14 protein-coding genes are annotated in these 18,233 nt (G+C 72.1%); 10 read left to right on the top strand and 4 right to left on the bottom strand.

What is annotated here, in order from left to right; translation table 11 throughout:
- The first annotated feature begins 220 nt into the window (after nt 1–220).
- The 4 genes from purS to purL all read left to right on the top strand — a co-directional run bounded on the left by purS (nt 221) and on the right by purL (nt 4,337).
- Nucleotides 221–466, top strand: coding sequence for a phosphoribosylformylglycinamidine synthase subunit PurS (gene purS / locus Psi01_RS36035; protein WP_204068639.1), 246 nt, complete (start codon nt 221–223; stop codon nt 464–466).
- A gap of 214 nt (nt 467–680) precedes the next feature.
- Nucleotides 681–1,100 carry an ATP-binding protein gene (locus Psi01_RS36030; protein ID WP_239128278.1) on the top strand — a complete coding sequence of 140 codons (420 nt, stop codon included), beginning with the start codon at nt 681–683 and terminating at the stop codon, nt 1,098–1,100.
- Nucleotides 1,101–1,317: 217 nt separating this feature from the next.
- Complete coding sequence (purQ, locus tag Psi01_RS36025) at nt 1,318–2,001, top strand: phosphoribosylformylglycinamidine synthase subunit PurQ (protein ID WP_204068638.1); 684 nt, start codon at nt 1,318–1,320, stop codon at nt 1,999–2,001.
- Between the two features lie 149 nt (nt 2,002–2,150).
- Nucleotides 2,151–4,337 carry a phosphoribosylformylglycinamidine synthase subunit PurL gene (gene purL, locus Psi01_RS36020; protein ID WP_239128284.1) on the top strand — a complete coding sequence of 729 codons (2,187 nt, stop codon included), beginning with the start codon at nt 2,151–2,153 and terminating at the stop codon, nt 4,335–4,337.
- Nucleotides 4,338–4,520: 183 nt separating this feature from the next.
- On the opposite strand, the gene Psi01_RS36015 is transcribed toward purL, so the two are convergent.
- A complete protein-coding gene (locus Psi01_RS36015; RefSeq protein WP_204068636.1) occupies nt 4,521–5,528 on the bottom strand; it encodes a collagen-like domain-containing protein in 1,008 nt (335 codons plus the stop codon).
- Nucleotides 5,529–5,758: 230 nt separating this feature from the next.
- Nucleotides 5,759–6,472: a collagen-like domain-containing protein gene (locus tag Psi01_RS44285; RefSeq protein WP_275424639.1), complete on the bottom strand. Its 714-nt coding sequence runs from the start codon at nt 6,470–6,472 to the stop codon at nt 5,759–5,761.
- A 254-nt stretch (nt 6,473–6,726) separates the two neighbouring features.
- Here Psi01_RS44285 and Psi01_RS36005 point away from each other — a divergent pair, with 254 nt between their 5' ends.
- The 3 genes from Psi01_RS36005 (at nt 6,727) to Psi01_RS35995 (ending at nt 11,134) form a co-directional block, all read left to right on the top strand.
- On the top strand, nt 6,727–8,778 hold the full coding sequence (locus Psi01_RS36005; RefSeq protein ID WP_204068634.1) for an adenylate/guanylate cyclase domain-containing protein: 2,052 nt from the start codon (nt 6,727–6,729) through the stop codon (nt 8,776–8,778).
- Between the two features lie 137 nt (nt 8,779–8,915).
- Nucleotides 8,916–9,584 carry a Crp/Fnr family transcriptional regulator gene (locus tag Psi01_RS36000; RefSeq protein WP_204068633.1) on the top strand — a complete coding sequence of 223 codons (669 nt, stop codon included), beginning with the start codon at nt 8,916–8,918 and terminating at the stop codon, nt 9,582–9,584.
- 59 nt (nt 9,585–9,643) lie between these two features.
- Nucleotides 9,644–11,134 (top strand): MFS transporter, encoded by a 1,491-nt coding sequence (locus Psi01_RS35995; RefSeq protein WP_204068632.1) that lies wholly within the window; start codon nt 9,644–9,646, stop codon nt 11,132–11,134.
- A gap of 94 nt (nt 11,135–11,228) precedes the next feature.
- On the opposite strand, the gene Psi01_RS35990 is transcribed toward Psi01_RS35995, so the two are convergent.
- A complete protein-coding gene (locus Psi01_RS35990; protein WP_373872535.1) occupies nt 11,229–13,313 on the bottom strand; it encodes a PhoX family protein in 2,085 nt (694 codons plus the stop codon).
- Nucleotides 13,314–13,548: 235 nt separating this feature from the next.
- On the opposite strand from Psi01_RS35990, the gene Psi01_RS35985 reads away from it, so the two are divergent.
- Nucleotides 13,549–13,995, top strand: coding sequence for a sterol carrier family protein (locus tag Psi01_RS35985; RefSeq protein WP_204068631.1), 447 nt, complete (start codon nt 13,549–13,551; stop codon nt 13,993–13,995).
- 88 nt (nt 13,996–14,083) lie between these two features.
- On the opposite strand, the gene Psi01_RS35980 is transcribed toward Psi01_RS35985, so the two are convergent.
- Complete coding sequence (locus tag Psi01_RS35980) at nt 14,084–15,289, bottom strand: DUF4190 domain-containing protein (RefSeq protein WP_204068630.1); 1,206 nt, start codon at nt 15,287–15,289, stop codon at nt 14,084–14,086.
- A gap of 478 nt (nt 15,290–15,767) precedes the next feature.
- On the opposite strand from Psi01_RS35980, the gene purF reads away from it, so the two are divergent.
- The gene (gene purF, locus Psi01_RS35975; RefSeq protein WP_204068629.1) at nt 15,768–17,204 is read left to right on the top strand and encodes an amidophosphoribosyltransferase; all 1,437 of its coding nucleotides are present in this window, start codon (nt 15,768–15,770) and stop codon (nt 17,202–17,204) included.
- Nucleotides 17,201–18,226 carry a phosphoribosylformylglycinamidine cyclo-ligase gene (gene purM / locus Psi01_RS35970; protein WP_204068628.1) on the top strand — a complete coding sequence of 342 codons (1,026 nt, stop codon included), beginning with the start codon at nt 17,201–17,203 and terminating at the stop codon, nt 18,224–18,226. Before purF ends, purM begins: the two co-directional genes overlap by 4 nt.
- Nucleotides 18,227–18,233 lie beyond the last annotated feature (7 nt).

The raw sequence follows: 18,233 nt of genomic DNA, 5'->3' as shown, positions 1-18,233 counted from the left end.
GCAGAGGTCACATACCTGTGCGCAAGACCTGCTCCGGCGTCCATGCCTTCCCCGTTCCCTCCTCGCCCGCCTTTCATCCCCCGCCCCGTTCCCTGTCAGGATCTCCGCATTCCCGGAGAATCCCGCCTTCCGGGCACCTGCCCGGCCCCGGCGACGACCGCCCGCCGGGGCCCGTTACGCTTGAGGCGCCCGACCGTCCCGTGACACCTGGAGGAACACCGTGGCGCGCGTCATCGTCGACGTCATGCTGAAGCCCGAGATTCTCGACGCGCAGGGCCAGGCCATCGCCCGCGCGCTCCCCCGGCTCGGCTTCTCCGGTGTCTCCGCGGTGCGGCAGGGCAAGCGGTTCGAGGTGGAGCTCGACGGCCCGGCGGACGAGGCCGCGCTTTCGGATGTCCGAAAGATGGCGGAGACCCTTTTGGCCAACACAGTGATCGAAGACTTCACCGTTACCGTCGAGGAGTGAACGGCTAGTTCCATCGAGGCACAAACAGTCACATAGGTAACACGCCATTCCGGCCCGGCCGCAGAAATTGGTCTAGAGAGCCTGTCGAACGCCACGCCTTGACCAACTGCGGATAACATCACAGTTATTTTGCGGTTAGGCCGGATTCGGGGCGGGAAACCTTCACAAGGTGACGTCTGGCCCCGGGAGGAATCCGGTGGATATCGAGTTCTCGTTGGCTCTGCCAAGAGAGGCCGTCGGCATTCCGATGGTCCGCAGAGTACTCGGTGACTCCCTTCGTTCCCTCCACGTCACCGAGAACTGCGTTTCCGACATTCTGCTCGCGGTCAGCGAGGCGTGCGGCAACGCGGTACGCCACGGCGGCCCCGCCAACCGCTACCACGTCGAGGCGGCCATCGGCCTCGGCCGCTGCGACGTCCGGGTCATCGACAAAGGCCGCGGCCAGGTCCGGATCCCCGAGCACTACCCCTCCTCCGACATCGAGAACGGCCGGGGAATCCTCATCATGCAGGCCGTGGTCGACGAGATCTCCTTCGAGAACTCCCCGGGCCAGGGGACGACCGTCCTGCTGCGCAAGCGGCTCGACGTCGACGAGGCCGTGACCGCGCGCCCCCGCGAGCTCGCCTCGGTCTGACCACCGGCCCCATTCATTCCCTGCGCCCCCGGTCACGCGACGGCGTTCGTAGGATCCTCCAAAGATCACGAGGTCCTGGCGGGGGCGGACTGTGCGATCAGACGGATCCCGGTACGACTCTCCGACACGGAGCGGATAGCCTGGACGCACCGCCGCAGACCGCCGTCCGCTGTGTGAGACGTCGGCGCGGCGCTCGTTTGTGGAGGGGAACGCTGCCATGAGTGCTGCCCGCGTGGGCGTCGTCACTTTTCCCGGAACTCTTGACGATCAGGACGCGGCCCGCGCCGTGCGGCACGCGGGCGGCGAGGCCGTCCCGCTGTGGCACGCCGACCGCGACCTCAAGGGCGTCGACGCCGTCTTCCTGCCCGGCGGGTTCTCCTACGGGGACTACCTGCGGTGCGGGGCGATCTCCCGCTTCGCTCCGCTGATGGAGGAACTGATCCCCGCCGCCCGGGCCGGGCTGCCCGTCCTGGGCACCTGCAACGGCTTCCAGATCCTCTGCGAGGCCCACCTGCTGCCCGGCGCCCTGATGCGCAACGCCGGCCTGCACTACATCTGCCGCGACCAGGGCATCCGCGTCGAGAGCACCGCCACCCCGTGGACCTCGGACTTCACCGAGGGCCAGGAGATCGTGCTCCCGATCAAGCACGGCGAGGGCCGCTACGTCGCCGACGAGACCACCCTCGCGGCCCTGGAGGCCGGCGGCCAGGTCGTCTTCCGCTACGTCGGGGGCAACCCCAACGGCTCCCTCGACGACATCGCCGGCATCCGCAACGAGGCCGGCAACGTCGTCGGCCTGATGCCCCATCCCGAGCACGCCGTCGAGGACCTGACCGGCGCCCCGAGCACCGACGGCCGCGGATTCTTCACCTCGATCCTGAAGAAGCTGGTGAACGCGTGAGCGAGCGGAGCGAGCGAGCCAATGGACACAGCAGTCTCGCGAACGCGGCCGACGGAGGAGGGCGCGTGAGTCAGTCTTCCCCCGCCCTCGACACCGTCAAGCGTGCCGCGGACACCCCCGACGAGCGCCAGCCGTACGCCGAGCTGGGCATGAAGCGCGACGAGTACGACCGGGTCCGCGACATCCTCGGCCGCCGCCCGACGAGCTCCGAGCTGGCCATCTACAGCGTCATGTGGAGCGAGCACTGCTCCTACAAGTCCTCCAAGGTGCACCTGCGCCAGTTCGGCACCAAGGCGCCCGAGTCCGAGGCGCTGCTCGTCGGCATGGGCGAGAACGCCGGCGTGGTGGACATCGGCGACGGCTGGGCCGCCACCTTCAAGATCGAGTCGCACAACCACCCCTCCTACGTGGAGCCGCACCAGGGCGCGGCCACCGGCGTCGGCGGCATCGTCCGCGACATCATGTCGATGGGCGCCCGGCCGATCGCGGTCATGGACGCCCTGCGCTTCGGCGGCGCCGACCAGCCCGACACGCGGCGGGTGCTGCCCGGCGTGGTCGAGGGCATCAGTCACTACGGCAACTGCCTGGGCCTGCCCAACATCGGCGGCGAGGTCGTCTTCGACCCCTGCTACATCGGCAACCCGCTGGTCAACGCGCTGTGCGTGGGCCTGCTGCGCAAGGACCAGATCAAGCTGGCCACCGCGCCGGGGCCCGGCAACAAGGTCGTGCTGTTCGGCGCGCTGACCGGCCCCGACGGCATCGGCGGCGCCTCCGTGCTGGCCAGCGCCACCTTCGAGGACGAGTCGCAGGCCAAGCGGCCCAGCGTGCAGGTCGGCGACCCGTTCATGGAGAAGCTGCTGATCGAGTGCTGCCTGGAGCTGTACCAGGCCGACGTGGTCGTCGGCATCCAGGACCTCGGCGCGGCCGGCGTGTCCTGCGCCACCACCGAGCTGGCGGCCAAGGGCACCGGCGGCATGGACGTCCAGCTGGACCTGGTCCCGCTGCGCGACCCGTCGCTGCGGCCCGAAGAGATCCTGATGAGCGAGTCGCAGGAACGCATGATGGCGGTCGTCACCCCCGACGACATCGATGCCTTCATGGCGATCTGCGCCAAGTGGGACATCCCCGCGACCGTGATCGGCGAGGTCACCGACACCGGCCGCCTGGTCATGACCTGGCACGGCGAGACCATCGTGGACATCCCGCCGGGCACCGCGGCCGACGAGGGCCCGGTCTACGAGCGCCCGTTCCACGAGCCGGCCGGCCAGGCCGCGCTCAACGCCGCCACGCCCGCGGAGCTGCCCCGCCCCGAGGACCTGCGCGCGACGCTGCTGCAGCTGCTCGGCTCGCCGAACCTGGCCTCCAAGGAGTGGGTCACCTCCCAGTACGACCGCTACGTCCGGGGCAACACCGTGCTGGCCCAGCCCGCCGACGCCGGCGTCCTGCGGATCAGCGAGGCCATGCCCGGCGCCGAGGAGACCTCCCGCGGCATCGCGCTGGCCACCGACGGCAACGGCCGCTACGCCCGGCTCGACCCCTACGCCGGGGCGCAGCTCGCCCTGGCCGAGGCCTACCGGAACGTGGCCGTGACCGGCGCCACCCCGCTGGCGGTGACCAACTGCCTGAACTTCGGCTCCCCCGAGGACCCGGAGGTCATGTGGCAGTTCGCCGAGGCCGTGCGCGGCCTGGCCGACGCCTGCAAGACCCTCGGCGTCCCGGTGACCGGCGGCAACGTGTCGTTCTACAACCAGACCGGCTCCGCCGCGATCCACCCGACCCCGGTCGTGGGCGTGCTGGGCGTGATCGACGACGTGGCCAGGCGGGTGCGCAGCGGCTTCACCGGCGAGGGCGACAAGGTCGTCCTGCTGGGCGAGACCCGCGAGGAGTTCGGCGGCTCGGAGTGGGCGCACGTCGCCCACGGCCACCTCGGCGGCCTGCCGCCGGAGGTCGACCTGGAGGCCGAGCGCGCCCTGGCGCGCGTGCTCGTCGAGGCCGCCGCGCGCGGCCTGCTGACCGGCTCCCACGACCTGTCCGACGGCGGTCTGGCCATCGCCCTGGCCGAGGCCTGCCTGGCCCGGGGCGTCGGCTGCTCGGTGGCCTTGACGGGCGACGACGCCTTCACCGACCTGTTCAGCGAGTCCGCGGCCCGCGCCCTGGTGACCGTGCGTCCGGAGTCCTTCGACGCCTTCGCCGAGCTCTGCGCGGCCCACGAGGTGCCGTGCTACGGCCTGGGCACCACCGGCGGCGCCTCGCTGACGGTCGAGGGAGTCCTGGAGATCCCGCTGCCCAACCTGCGCGAGGTCCACACCGGCGCCCTTCCGGCCATCTTCGGCTGACGGCTCCAACGGACGAAGGGGTACGGCTCGCGTGAGCCGTACCCCTTCGCCGTGCGAGGGCCCTGCCGCCGAGGCGTCCGAGCAGACGGCGGGCCCTGCATCCCGGGTGGGACCCTCCGGCAGCCATCCGGAGGGCCCTATCTCAGGAGGTCTCGTCCTGCGAGATCCGCTCCCCGGAAAGGATCACAGGCAGATCACGTAGATGGTGCCGGAGGCGTTCTTGCCGGAGACGGTCCAGCCGGTCGGCGTGCCGCTGGAGGCGCTGGGCATGCTCGCGAAGATCTGGGCGGACTGGCTGCCGTCGATGCTGTAGCCGCCGCCGGTGGCGACCTTGCCCGAGCCGCAGCTCACGGAGGCGGACCCGGACTGGCCGTTGCCGAAGCTGAACGACTTGCTGACGACGGTGGTGGTGGCGGAGCCGCCGCCCGAGCCCGGGTCGCCCTTGTCACCCTTGTCGCCCTTGGGGCCCTTCAGTGACGCGATGAACTCTTCCTTGCTCTTGTACCGGTTGCCCGGCAGGCTGCGCCAGGTGTCGTAGGCGCTCTCGCCGTCCTCACCGTTACGGCCGTCGCGACCGTCGTCACCGGGCTTGCCCTGCGGGCCCTGCGGACCGGTGTCGCCCTTCGGGCCCTGCAGTCCCTGCTTGCCCTGCGGGCCGGTGTCGCCCTTGGGACCCTGCGCCCCGTCCTTGCCGTCCTTACCCGGAGCGCCGTTCTCACCGGGCTTGCCCTGCGGACCCTGAGGGCCCTGCTCACCCTGCGGGCCGCGCGGGCCGGTCTCGCCGTCCTTGCCCGGGGCGCCCGTCTCACCCTTGGGGCCCTGCGGACCGGTGTCGCCCTTCGGGCCCTGCAGGCCCTGCTTGCCCTGCGGGCCGCGGAAGCCCTGCGGCCCCTGGGGACCGGCGGGACCGGCCGGGCCCTGCTTGCCCTGGGGGCCCTGCTCGCCCTGCGGGCCGGCGGTGGCCACGCCCTGCTGCCCCTGGGAACCCCACGTCACCCGGATCTCCGTCGTGCGGCACTTGGCCGTCGGGTTGACGATCCGGGTGTAGCGCGTCTTCTTGTGGACGCAGGCGTGCACCTCCTCGCCGGCGGTCGCGGCGACGGCGCTGCCGCCCACCGAGAGCATGGTTCCGGCCAGCACTCCGACGGCCACGACACTGATCGTGCGCACGCCCGGGACGTTGAAAGCCACGGGGCTTCCTTTCTGCGACACCAGGGGGACTGGTGTGATCTGAGGGTCGGATGTTTCACGTTTCAACCGTTCCAAGAGTTGTCACGGAGAACATCACGCTTTGGACGCGAAGCCGTGAACACCGGGTCACTCAAGATCGGAAAACAGGGTGCGGCCCACCCGGGCCGCACCCTGTCGATCCACGGATCCGCAGATCCGCACCCCGTCGCCCTGCGAGGTGCCGAACCGGCTCACCCGATCGCGTCCTCCGGAGCGCAGAAGGCGTACGCCTGGACGGTCGCCGCCGCCGTCGAACTGTGGTTGACGATGACCACGTCCCACGAGTCGCCGTTGGGGCCGTTCCTCTCCACCGTCACCGGGCTCTTGTCGTCGAAGGCCCCCTTGTACCCGCCGGACACGGCGATGTAGTCACTGGGACACTCCGCCGCGGAGCCGGCGGAACCGCCGTTGACGTTGGCCGAATTGACGGGCCCCGCGACGTACTTCAGCTTGAAGCCGCCGGCGCCGGGGAGCCCGCGTTCGCCCTTGTCACCCTTCGGGCCCTGAGGCCCCCGCTCTCCGGTCTCCCCCTTGTCGCCCTTGTCGCCCTTGTCGCCCTTCAGGCCCCGCTCGCCCTGGGGTCCGCGCGGACCGGTCTCGCCCTTCACACCCTGGGGTCCCTGCGCGCCGGTCGGACCCTGGGGACCCTGGGGACCCTGCGCTCCGGCCGCACCCGGCGCGCCCTCCGGGCCGACCGGGCCCTGCCGGTTCCAGGCGATCTTGTTCTCGCCCTTGCGGCAGGTCGTCGTCGCCGTGACGATCCGGACCGCGCCGGTCTGCTTCAGAACGCACGCATAGACGGTGCTCCCGGGCCCGGCGTTCGCGATGGCCGCGCCACCCACCATGAGCGTGCCGCCCACGACGACGCCCACCGCCATGAGCACAAGATTCTTGCTGGTTGCCATGACACGTAATCCCATGGTCGGTTCTTTCTTCTAGTGGAGATTCGGAAGTGATAGCGGCTTCAGTAACGATCAATCGTGAAAGGGGTGACGGGCGGGATCGCCGTGGTGTCCCGATTGTGATCAAGCCAACCGAAACCTCGTTGGCGGCATCCGCGGCGTACCGGAATAATCGAACCGTTCGGGGGAGCCCTGTCCGATGGACGGGGGCGGACGCTACAGGGGGTCGAGAACCCCTGATGAATACGGAGGCCACTGTGCCGACGAACGACCCGACGGCCACCGCGGACATGGGCGGCGCCGGGCGAGAGCCATACCTTCCCCCGGCCACGCAGCCGGTCCGCGCGGTGGTCTGGACGATCCACCTGGCCCTGCCCGTGCTGGGCCTGTGGCTGCTGCTGGCCAACCCGGGCATCAACATCGAATGGCATCACAATCCCAGCCACTTCTGGCTGATCATCCTTGTAGCGGGGATCAACGTGGTCCTGGGCGCCATGATCAGTCAGGCCTCGGCCCGGCGGTCGGACGCCCGGCTGCTGCTCGTCTCCCTGGTCTTCCTGAGCAGCGCCGGTTTCTTCCTGATGCACGGGCTGACCACACCGACGATCATCCTTCCCGAGCCCAACTACGGGTTCGAGCTCTCCCAGCCCGTCGGCCTGCTCATCGCCTCGGGGTTCGCCTTCGCCTCGGCGCTGCCGCTGAACGAGCGCACCGCCTCCGCCGTCCTGCGCTCACAGGCCTGGCTCCGAGGCGGGCTGGTGCTGCTGCTCGTCCTGTGGGGAGTGCTCTCACTGGTCCCCGACCTCACCCCGCTGTCCAGCCGGCCGCCGAAGCTGGGCGCCGGTCTCGGCGGGGTCGAACTGATCGGGCTGGTCCTGTACGGCGTCGCCGCGGCGATGCTGTTCCGGCTCCACCGCAGGCGCCCGGCCGCGATGCTGATCAGCATGATCACCGCCTACGCCCTGCTCGCCGAGGCGATGCTCGCCGGGATGTACCACCTCAACTGGCACCTGTCGTGGTGGCTGTGGCACCTGCTGCTCACCTTCGCCTTCGTGTTCGTCGCCTACGGCGCCCACATCCAGTCGCGCCGGGAGGGCTCCACCGCCGGGCTGTTCGACTCGATCGCCCTGGCCGCGACCGTCCGGCGGATCCGGGCGGACTACGAGCGGGCCCTGGAGGAGCTCGTCGGCCACCTGCGGCGCAGCGCGGACAGCCGGGTCCCGGTCGCGACCCGGCTGGCGGGCAAGTTCGGGCTCACCGAGGCGCAGGCCGCCGTGCTCGACCGGGCGGGCGAGGCCCTGGCCAACGAGCGGGAGTTGTCGGAACGGCTGGGCGCGCTGGTGGAGCTGGGCAACCGGGCCCGGGTCGGGCTGCCCGAGAACGAGCTGCTCGTGCAGTCCCTGGAACGGGCGCGGCAGGCGTACGGGGACGTGCGCATCGCGCTGGTCTCCGACGGGGTGGTCTCCATGGGCTCGGCCGAGTACCGCCAGGACGACTTCCCCGCGAGCGAGCCGGTCCGGCTCGACGACGCGGTCGTGCATCCGCTGACCGTCAAGGGACGGCTCGCCGGGGCCCTGCGGGTCCCCGTCGGCCGGACCCCCCAAGACGACGCCCTCGCGGCCACCCTGGCCGGCCAGATGTCCATCGCCCTGGAGAACGCCCGGCTCTACCAGGAGCTGGAGACCCTGTTCCGCCAGTACATGTCCCCCGATGTGGCCAAGTCCCTGCTGGCCGACCCCAGGACGGCCGAGCTCGGCGGCGAGCTGGTCGAGCTCACCGCGCTGTTCGCCGACCTGAAGGGGTTCACGAGCTTCTCCGAGCGGGTGGCCCCCGCGGAGATCGTGGAGATGCTGAACCGCTACCACTCGGCGGCCGTGCCGATCATCCTCGGCAACGGCGGCACGATCGTGCAGTTCGTCGGCGACGCGCTGCTGGCGCTGTTCAACGCCCCGGCACGCCAGGCCGACCACGCCGCGGCCGCGGCCCGCGCGGCCCTGGCCATGCAGGAGGCCGCCGAGAAGATCGTCGCCACGAGCCCCGGCTATCCGCGTTTCAGGATCGGGATCAACACCGGCCCCGCCCTGGTCGGCAACATCGGCAGCCCCCAGCTGCGCGGATTCAACGCGATGGGCGACTGCGTGAACGTGGCCGCCCGGCTGGAGGGCGTCGCCGAGCCCGGCACCGTCGTGATCGGCCAGAGCACCCTCGACCTGATCGGCCCCCGGGCCCAGGCCCGCTCACTGGGCGACCTGAGCCTGAAGGGCAAGGAGAACCCCGTGCGCGCCTACGTGCTCTCCGCGCTGATGTGAGGCCGGGTAATTCATGGCCATTTGTACGGTAAATACGGATCGGCTAATCCGAACGGGGGAATGCGTTTTTCACCCGGGGGCGGGACCGACATAATCGACAGGGCAACCGCACGGCGCCGCACCGCCAGGAGGTTCCCGTGAGCCCTTCATCCGAGCCGGGCGAGTTCCTCGCTCTACTCACCCCCGACGAGGCCGCCGCGCTGCGCGCCGCGGGGCGGATGCGTCGCTGGGATCGGGGGGCGACCCTGATGACCGAGGGCGACGTGTCCGACTGGGTGCTCGTGCTGACCTCCGGCCGGGTCAAGGCGTCCTCGCACACGGCGAACGGCACCGAGGTGGTCCTCGCCGTGCGCGGGCCCGGCGCGCTGCTCGGCGAGTTCTCGGTCATCGACGGCCTGCCGCGCTCGGCCACGGTCACCGCGCTGGAGCCGGTGGAGGGCGTGGTCCTGCGCGACTTCACCGCGTTCCTGCAGGAGCACGGCCGGGTGGCGGTGCTGCTGCTGCAGATGGTGACCGGCCGGGTCCGCGACGCCGACCGCAAGCGGATCGAGTACGGCGCGTTCGACACCACCGGCCGGGTGGCGACCCGGCTGGTGGAACTGGCCGAGCGGTACGGCAGGCCCGCCAACGGCGGGATCCGGGTGGAGCTGCCGCTCTCCCAGGACGAGCTGGCCGGGTGGACCGGGGCCTCGCGCGAGGCGGTCAGCAAGGCCCTGCGTTCCCTCAGGGACCGGGGCCTGATCGAGACCGGCCGCCGCCGCGTGGTCGTCCACGACCTGGAGGGGCTGCGCAAGCGCGCCAGGTGACCGCCACCCGGCGACACCCGGGACAAAACGGGCGTACGCCGTACGTCACACTGGGAGTCATGGTCGCGATCCCCCAGGACCTCCCCGGCTCCCCGGAGTACGCCTCCAAGCTGCGCTACGCGTGGCGGGTCTGCTCGGTCACCAGCCTCGGCCTGGTGCTGATCGGCGTCTCCGGGAGCACGCTCAACGTGGCCCTGCCTGAGGTGGTCAGGCACTTCAGGGCGGACGCCTTCGCCTCCGGGTGGATCCTGCTCGCCTTCCTCCTGGTCAACACGGCCACCCTGGTGTTCTTCGGCCGGGTGGCCGACCTGCTGGGCCGCCGGGAGGTGTACCTCGCCGGCTTCGCCCTGTTCACCCTCGCCTCGCTCCTGGCCGGCCTGTCGCCGAACGTCTGGTTCCTGATCGCGATGCGCGCGGTGCAGGCGATCGGCGCGGCGATGATCCTCGCCAACGGGACCGTGATCATCACCGACGCCTTCCCGCCCGACCGGCTCAGCCAGGGCATGGGCGTCTACATCGGCACCCTCTCGGTCGCCCAGCTCGCGGGCCCCACGCTGGGCGGGCTGGTCGCCGAGGCGGCCGGGTGGCAGTGGATCTTCTGGGTGAACGTGCCCGCCGGTCTGATCGCTCTCGTCTGGGGGGCGTTCACCCTGCGGAAGGTCGAGCGCGGCGGCCCCCGCGAGCCGGTGGACGCCCTGGGGAACCTGATCGTCTTCGCCGCCCTGTCGGCCGCGCTCATCGCTCTCTCCGAGGCGGGCTCGCGGGGGCCGGGCAGCCCGGTGGTGATCGTGGGGGCGGCGGTCGCGCTGGTCCTGATCCCGCTGCTGATCGTCGTGGAGCGCCGCGCCTCGAACCCGGTGCTCGACGTGCGCCTGTTCGGCGATCGCATGCTGGCCTTCGCCAACCTGGCCTCGTTCTGCAACGCGCTGGCCCGCGCGTCGCTGATCCTCCTGGCCGCCCTGTACTTCCAGGCCGCCAGGGGCGTCGACGCCGTCACCGCCGCGCTGGGCGTGCTTCCGGTCCCGGTGGGCATGGCGCTGGCCTCCCCCGTCGCGGGCGCCGTCGGCCGCCGGATCTCCCCCTACGTCCTGTCCGTGGGCGGCGCGCTGCTGAGCACGGCCGGGCTGGCGGTGCTGATGCTGAACACCGCCCCGGCGACGCCGTACTGGGTCGTCGGGATCGGCCTGTTCCTGTGCGGCTGCGGCAGCGGCACGTTCCTGACCGGCAACACCACCCAGGTGATGAAGGCGCTGCCCGCCGGGAGCCTCGGCGTGGTGAACGGCTTCAGGCTCATGGTGATGAACGTCGGCATCGTGCTCAGCGTCGCCCTGACCCTGAGCGTGCTGACCAGCACGCTCAGCCCCGAGCTGCGATCACAGGTCTACGCGGGCACGCTCTCGCGCATCTCCCCGGTCGCCGTGGAGCAGCTCATGGAAGGGTTCCGCAGGACGTACGGCGTGCTGTTCGCCGTCGCCCTGGCCGGCGCCGTCCTGGCCGCCCTGGCCCGCCCCCGCGGCAAGGGCGAACGCCCCGCCGTACCCGCTGCGTAGGGCGGGGCGTTCGCGAAGGGGGAGGAGACGGGAGCACGGCCCGCGTCCTGGGGAGTCCGCGCCATGGTCCGGCGGGACGCGGGCCGTACCGGGATCAGGAACCGATCTTCCTGCCCTGCGTGTGCCAGGCCACCGCGACCGAGGGGCGGGGCTGGCTGGTGCCGCCGTCGGGCCAGTGGCTGGCGGGGGCCTCCGGCGAGGCCCCGTTGACCTCGCCCGGGTGCTGCACGGCGACGAAGACGCTGCGCTGGTCCTGGGTGATCATGGGGCCGCAGGTCTCCGCGCCGATCGGCACGGTGAGGAACTGCCGCAGGTAGCCGCGCTCCCGGCCGGTGACCGGCATGACGAACAGGCCGTCGTTGGAGCCGAGCGCGTTGCCGTCGGTGGAGATCCACAGGTTGCCGTCGCGGTCGAAGGCGACGTTGTCCGGGCAGGAGATCGGCGAGACCTTGGTCTTGTCGAACCCGGCGAAGTAGGTGGCGGGGTCGTTCGGGTCGCCGCAGACCAGCGGCAGCCACCAGGCGAAGGTGGTCGCCCCCGCGTCGTTGCGCCGCTCGACGATCTCCAGGACGTGGCCGTGCCGGTTGGACGGGCGCGGGTTGGCCTCGTCCACCTGGGCGGCGGTCCGGTTGGAGTTGTTGGTCAGCGCCAGGTAGACGCCGCCGGTGACGGGGTTGCGCTCGATGTCCTCGGGACGGTCCATCTTGGTCGCGCCGACCTTGTCGGCGGCCAGGCGGGTGAAGACGAGGACCTCGGCGGCCGTCATGCCGGGCACGTGTGAGACGTTCCCGGTGACCAGCGGGATCCACTGGCCGGAGCCGTCGAACTGCCCGTCGGAGGGGAGCTTGCCCGAGCCGTCGATCTCGGCGGCGGGGCTGTCGCCGGTGAACTTGGCCACGTACAGCGTGCCCTCGTCCAGCAGGGTGCGGTTGTGGCGGTCGTAGCCGGGGATGTAGCGCTTCTTGGAGACGAACTTGTAGACGTACTCGAAGCGGGAGTCGTCGCCCATGTAGGCCACGACCCGGCCGTCCTTGGCCAGGGTGGTGGTGGCGCCCTCGTGGGCCAGGCGGCCCAGGGCGGTGCGCTTGATCGGGGTGGAGTCGGGGTCGAACGGGTCGATCTCCACGATCCAGCCGAAGCGGTTGGCCTCATGCGGGTGCTTGGACAGGTCGAAGCGCTCCTCGACCCGGTCGAAGCGCCGCCCGGACGGGGTCGTCGAGGTGGTGTCGATGCCGTACCGCCTGAGCGCGGCCTTGTCCGCCTCGGGGGCGCCGCTGCCCAGGACGAAGTACTGGTTGAAGTTCTCCTCGCCGCTCAGCACGGTGCCCCACGGGGTGGTGCCGCCGGCGCAGTTGTTCAGCATGCCGAGGACGGTGGTGCCGGACGGGTCGGCGGCGGTCTTCAGCAGGTCGCCGCCCGCGGCCGGACCGGTGAACCTCATCGGGGTCTGCGCGGTGACGCGCCGGTTGTAGCGGCGCCGGCCCCTGGTGACCAGCCTCCACTGCCCGGAGCCGCCCACCCGCTCGATCTCGACGACCGAGCCGCCGTGCGCGGCCAGACCGATCTTGATCTGCTCCTCGGTCGCGGCGTTGCCACCGGCGTAGCCGCGGAACATGAGCGCCTCGTCGGAGTACTCGTGGTTGACCCACAGCAGCCCGCGGTTGCTCCCCATCGGGAAGAACGTCACGAAGTCGCAGTTGTAGCCGAACTGCTTGGCCTGGGCCTCGGCCGTCTGGTTCTCGAAGTCGAACGCCGGGGCGTCGGGCAGGACGGGGTCGCCCCAGCGCACGACGGGGGCCGACTGGTAGCCCTCGGGGACGACAAGGCGGTCCTCCCGGTTGGGCGCGACCGCGGCGAAACGCAGACCGCCCCGGCCCCGGTCGCCACCGTGCCCGAAGGCGCCGGCCTCCGGCTTGGGCTCGGCCGCCGCGGGCGCGGCCCCGGCCAGGCCGGCCGCGCCGACCCCGGCGGCCAGCGCGCCGAGCGCACCCGCGCGGAGCATGCCGCGGCGGGAGAGGACCGAGGTGACCACGTCACCGAAGTAGGCGTTCTCGCTGGCGTTCGCGACCTCGTGCGCGCAGGCGTTGCCGCAGCGGAATTCGCAGGTCAGAGCGCTGCGGCCACCCTTGTGCGGGCTCGTGAGCAGCGGGAGCATTCGGCGCGGCGACGGGTTCGCCACAGGGGCCTCCAAGGATGTGCAGATGTTCCGGGCCGGGACGCTACGGGCGCCGGCCGAACCCCAGGTGAACGACATTTGCCCGGATGATGAACCGTTTGTCGCAAATAGCCAGGTAACGACTTGTGCGGGGGTGGTTCACCCGGAGATACGGACCGCCGCCCGCTCCGGCTCACTCGGGCGGCGCTCCGGCGGAGGAGGACGACGCGGGGGTACGGCGGGCGGGCATGATGGGGGCGTGCCAGCACACAAGCCCGATCCCGCCAAGATCCGATCCGCCCTGGACGCCCAGCTGACCGCCCTCGGCGAGCCGTCCTACGACGGTCCCGAGAGCCCCGGCGCCATGCTGGGCGCGTGCGTCACCGCGGTCATGCGGGCCTACGGGCGGGACGTCCGGCCGGAGCGGGAGGCGGCGCGCCTGGCCGTGCGGCACCTGCTGGACCGGCTGGCGGCCGCGGCCCCGGGCCGGACCGTCGAGGTGCGGGTCCCGCCGTACGCGGCGGTGCAGTGCGTCGAGGGGCCCCGGCACACCCGGGGCACCCCGCCGAACGTGGTGGAGACGGACGCGCGGACCTGGCTGGAGCTGGCCACCGGGCGGCTGACCTGGGCCGAGGCGACCGCGGCCGGACGCATCGCGGCCAGCGGCTCCCGGGCCGATCTCACGGACTATCTGCCGCTCACCTGAGGGTTCCGGGGCTCTGCCCGCCGGATGCCGGAGGTTCCCGGTCACGCCCCCCTTCGCGGAGGCGGGACGGGGCGGAGCGGAGGCGGGGTCAGGGCACGGGCTGGAGCTGGACGCCGAACTTCTGCTCGACGCAGTACCGCTGCTGCTCGGCGGTGGGCAGTTCCAGGCAGTCGCCGACCTTGTTCGCGAACCAGACGAGGACCACCGCGGCGATGATCAGAGTCAGGGCGCTCAGGATCAGGCCGACCCAGGCGCGGCCGCGGTTGGAGTTCTTGACGATCGCGACGATGCCGATGATCACGCCGACGATCGCGGTCAGCGTGCCGATCCCGCAGGCGAAGAGCAGGACGACGCTGACGATGCCGAGCACCAGTGCGGCGGTCCCGAGCCCGCCGCCCCGCCCGGGCCCGGGCCGGTCGCCACGGGGCGGCGCGGGGTATCCCCCGGGTCCCGCGGGATAGGCCTGGCCGTACTGCTGCGCGCCGTACGGCTGCGCGGGCGCCCCGCCGTAGGGATGGGCGCCGGTGGAGGCCGCCTCGGGAGCCCCCGTGGGCGTCCCGTGCGGAGGCGCGCCGGGGTGCATCCCCGCAGCGCCGGGAACGCCGCCGTACTGACCACCGGGCGGCGGCGCGCCGTACGGGCCGCCCGGAGGCGGAACGCCCGGCCCGCCGGGAGCGGCGTGCGAACCGCCCGGGGCGGGAGCGCCGTACGGCGGAGCGGCCGGCGGACCCCCGGGACCGGGAGCACCGTACGGACCTCCCTGACCGGGGGACGAGCCGCCGGCCTCGGGGACGCCGTACGGGCCTCCCTGGGCGGCCGGTGGGCCGCCGGGGCCCGCGGCGCCGTACGGGCCGCCCGGCACGGGGTCGCGGCCGGGCGGGAAATCGCCGGTGACGGGCTCGGTGGCCTCGGAGGGCACGGCGGACAGGCTCTCCGGCGGCGTCGGCGGGTCGTAGCGCGAAGGCTGCACGACGCCCGGCGGCGCGCCGATGTCGTCGAGGGGGGCCTGCTCGGGGGCGCTCTCCCAGCCGGGGTAGGCGGGCGGCGCGGCCCCGGGAACCGGGTAGGAGGCGGGCGGCTCCGCAGCCGGAAACCCCGCCTCCCCCGGCCCTCCGGTGTCCTCCCGCGGCCCGGTCTCCCCGGACCCCCCGGCGGCCCCCCGGGATCCCGCCTCTCCGGGTCCCGGGGTGTCCGCCGAGGGCCGCGTGTCCCCCGGGCCCGCGGCCTCGGGGGACGATCCCGCCTGCCCGGACCGCGGAGAGTCCGGTGCGGCCGTCTGGACCGGCGGAAGCACCTCTGGTGCGTCCGGCAGGTCCGGATGCGGCGGCACCGGTTCTCGCGGCGCCGGTTCAGGCAGGCCGGGAGTCTCCCCCGGGACCGGTTCCGGACGGCCCGGGGGAACCTCGCCGGGGCCGGCGGGTTCCGGAGTGTTCGGTGGCAGCTCGCCGGGTCCGGCAGGCTCCGGGGTGCCCGGCGGCATCTCCCCGGAGCCGGAGGACCCGGCGGCCGAGGGAGGTCGTGAGGCGGGCTCGTCCGGCGTGGACGGCCGGTCCCGGGGCTCGCGCCACGGGTCGGGCTGGGGTGAGTCGATAGGTGATGTCACTTCTGCTCTCCCGACGGTCGAAATGCCGGATACCCCACCATCCCCCGCGTCCCGGCGCCGAAACGAGGACGCCACGGCAAAGCGCCGACGATTGTTCGGTCAGGTCATCGTTGGGGCGAGTTCCGGCCCCGGGGCACGGGCAGCGAAGCGGTCGACCTAAACTGAAGCCGTGCTGAAGGGCGACGGCCAGCTGAGCCATGACCTTGACCCCCATGACCGACCTCCGAAAGACGCCTGCGGCGTCTTCGGCGTATGGGCCCCCGGGGAGGAAGTCTCCAAACTCACCTACTACGGGCTGTACGCGTTGCAGCACCGCGGGCAGGAATCCGCGGGCATCGCGGTCAGCGAAGGCAGCCGCATCCTCGTCTACAAGGACATGGGCCTCGTCGCCCAGGTCTTCGACGAGTCGGTGCTGGGCACCCTCCGCGGCCACCTGGCCATCGGCCACTGCCGCTACTCGACCACCGGGTCGAGCGTCTGGGAGAACGCCCAGCCGACGCTGAGCTCCACCGAGGTCGGCGGGCTCGCGCTCGCCCACAACGGCAACCTGATCAACACCCGTGAGCTGGCCCAGCGCCTCGCGCCGGGCGCCACCCGGGCGACCACCGACACCGAGGTGCTGACGTCGCTGCTGGCCCAGGACCGCAGCCAGCCCATCGACGACGCGGCCGCCGAGCTCCTCCCCCAGGTGAAGGGGGCCTACTCCCTCGTCTTCATGGACGAGAAGACGCTTTACGCCGCCCGCGACCCGCAGGGCATCCGCCCGCTGGTCCTGGGCCGGCTGGAGCGCGGCTGGGCGGTGGCCTCCGAGACCGCCGCCCTCGACATCGTGGGCGCCACGTTCGTCCGCGAGATCGAGCCGGGCGAGCTCATCACCATCGACGAGCGCGGCGTGCGGTCCCGCAGGTTCGCGCTGTCGGAGCCCAAGGGCTGCCTGTTCGAGTACGTCTACCTCGCCCGCCCCGACACCACGATCGCCGGGCGCAGCGTGCAGTCCACCCGGGTCGAGGTCGGCCGCGTGCTGGCCCGCGAGCACCCGGTCGAGGCCGACCTGGTCATCCCCACCCCCGAGTCGGGCACCCCGGCCGCCGTCGGTTACGCCGAGGCGAGCGGGATCCCGTACGGCCAGGGCCTGGTCAAGAACTCCTACGTCGGCCGGACCTTCATCCAGCCGTCCCAGACCATCCGCCAGCTCGGCATCCGGCTCAAGCTGAACCCGCTGAAGGAGGTCGTGGCGGGCAAGCGGCTGATCGTCGTGGACGACTCCATCGTGCGCGGCAACACCCAGCGGGCCATCGTCAAGATGCTCCGCGAGGCGGGGGCGCGCGAGGTCCACGTCCGGATCTCCTCGCCGCCGGTGGCCTGGCCGTGCTTCTACGGCATCGACTTCGCCACCCGGGCGGAGCTGATCGCCGGTTCGCTCAGCGTGGAGGAGATCCGCGACTCGCTGGGCGCCGACTCGCTCGGATACATCTCGCAGGAAGGCCTCATCGAGGCCACCACCATCCCCGCCGACCGGCTCTGCAGAGCCTGCTTCGACGGTCAGTACCCCATCGCCGTCGACCGCGACAACGTGGGCAAGTACGTGCTGGAGGCCCAGGCATGACCAGCTACGCCGCCGCCGGCGTGGACATCGACGCCGGCGAGCGCGCCGTCGAGCTGATGAAGTCGAAGGTCGCCCGGTCCCGGCGGCCCGAGGTCGTCGACGACGCCAGCGGGTTCGCCGGCCTCTTCGACGCCTCGGCGCTGCTGGGTTACCGGCGCCCGCTGCTGACCACCTCGACCGACGGCGTCGGCACCAAGGTGATGCTGGCCCAGCGCCTGGGCAGGCACGACACGATCGGCATCGACCTGGTCGGCATGGTCGTGGACGACCTGGTGGTCTGCGGCGCCGAGCCGCTGTTCATGACCGACTACATCGCCTGCGGCAAGGTCGTCCCCGAGCGGATCGCCGAGATCGTGGGCGGCGTCGCCGAGGGCTGCCGCCTGGCCGGGGCCGCGCTGATCGGCGGGGAGACGGCCGAGCACCCGGGCGCCATGGGCGCCGACGAGTACGACCTGGCGGGCGCCGCCACCGGCGTGGTCGAGGCCGACGACATGCTCGGCCCGCACCGGGTCCGCGAGGGCGACGTGGTGCTCGCGCTGGCCTCCTCCGGCGTGCACTCCAACGGCTACTCGCTGGTCCGGCACATCATCAAGCTCGCCGGCCTCCCGCTGGAGCGGGAGGTCGCCGAGTTCGGCCGGACGCTGGGTGAGGAGCTGCTGGAGCCGACCAGGATCTACTCCCTGGACTGCCTGGCGCTGGCCCGCTCGGTGGAGGTCCACGCCTACGCGCACATCACCGGCGGCGGGCTGGAGGGCAACCTGGCCCGCTCGCTGCCGCCCGCGGTGGACGCGGTGCTGGACCGGTCGTCCTGGACCCCGCCCGCCGTCTTCGGTTTCCTGGCCGAGCACGGCAAGGTCGCGCAGGCCGACATGGACCGCACCTTCAACCTCGGGGTGGGCATGGCGGCGATCGTCCCCGCGGACGCGGTCGATCCGGCCCTGACGTTGCTCAAGGAGCGCGGCCTGCCCGCGTGGGTCCTGGGCGAGGTCGTCGCCGGCTCCGGCCGGGCCCGCTATCGCTAGCTCTCAC

Source organism: Paraplanobispora siamensis (assembly GCF_016863175.1).
Classification (GTDB): Bacteria; Actinomycetota; Actinomycetes; order Streptosporangiales; family Streptosporangiaceae; genus Planobispora; species Planobispora siamensis.
The sequence above is the reverse complement of the archived record's forward strand: the minus strand, read 5'-3'. Positions and strand labels throughout refer to the sequence as shown.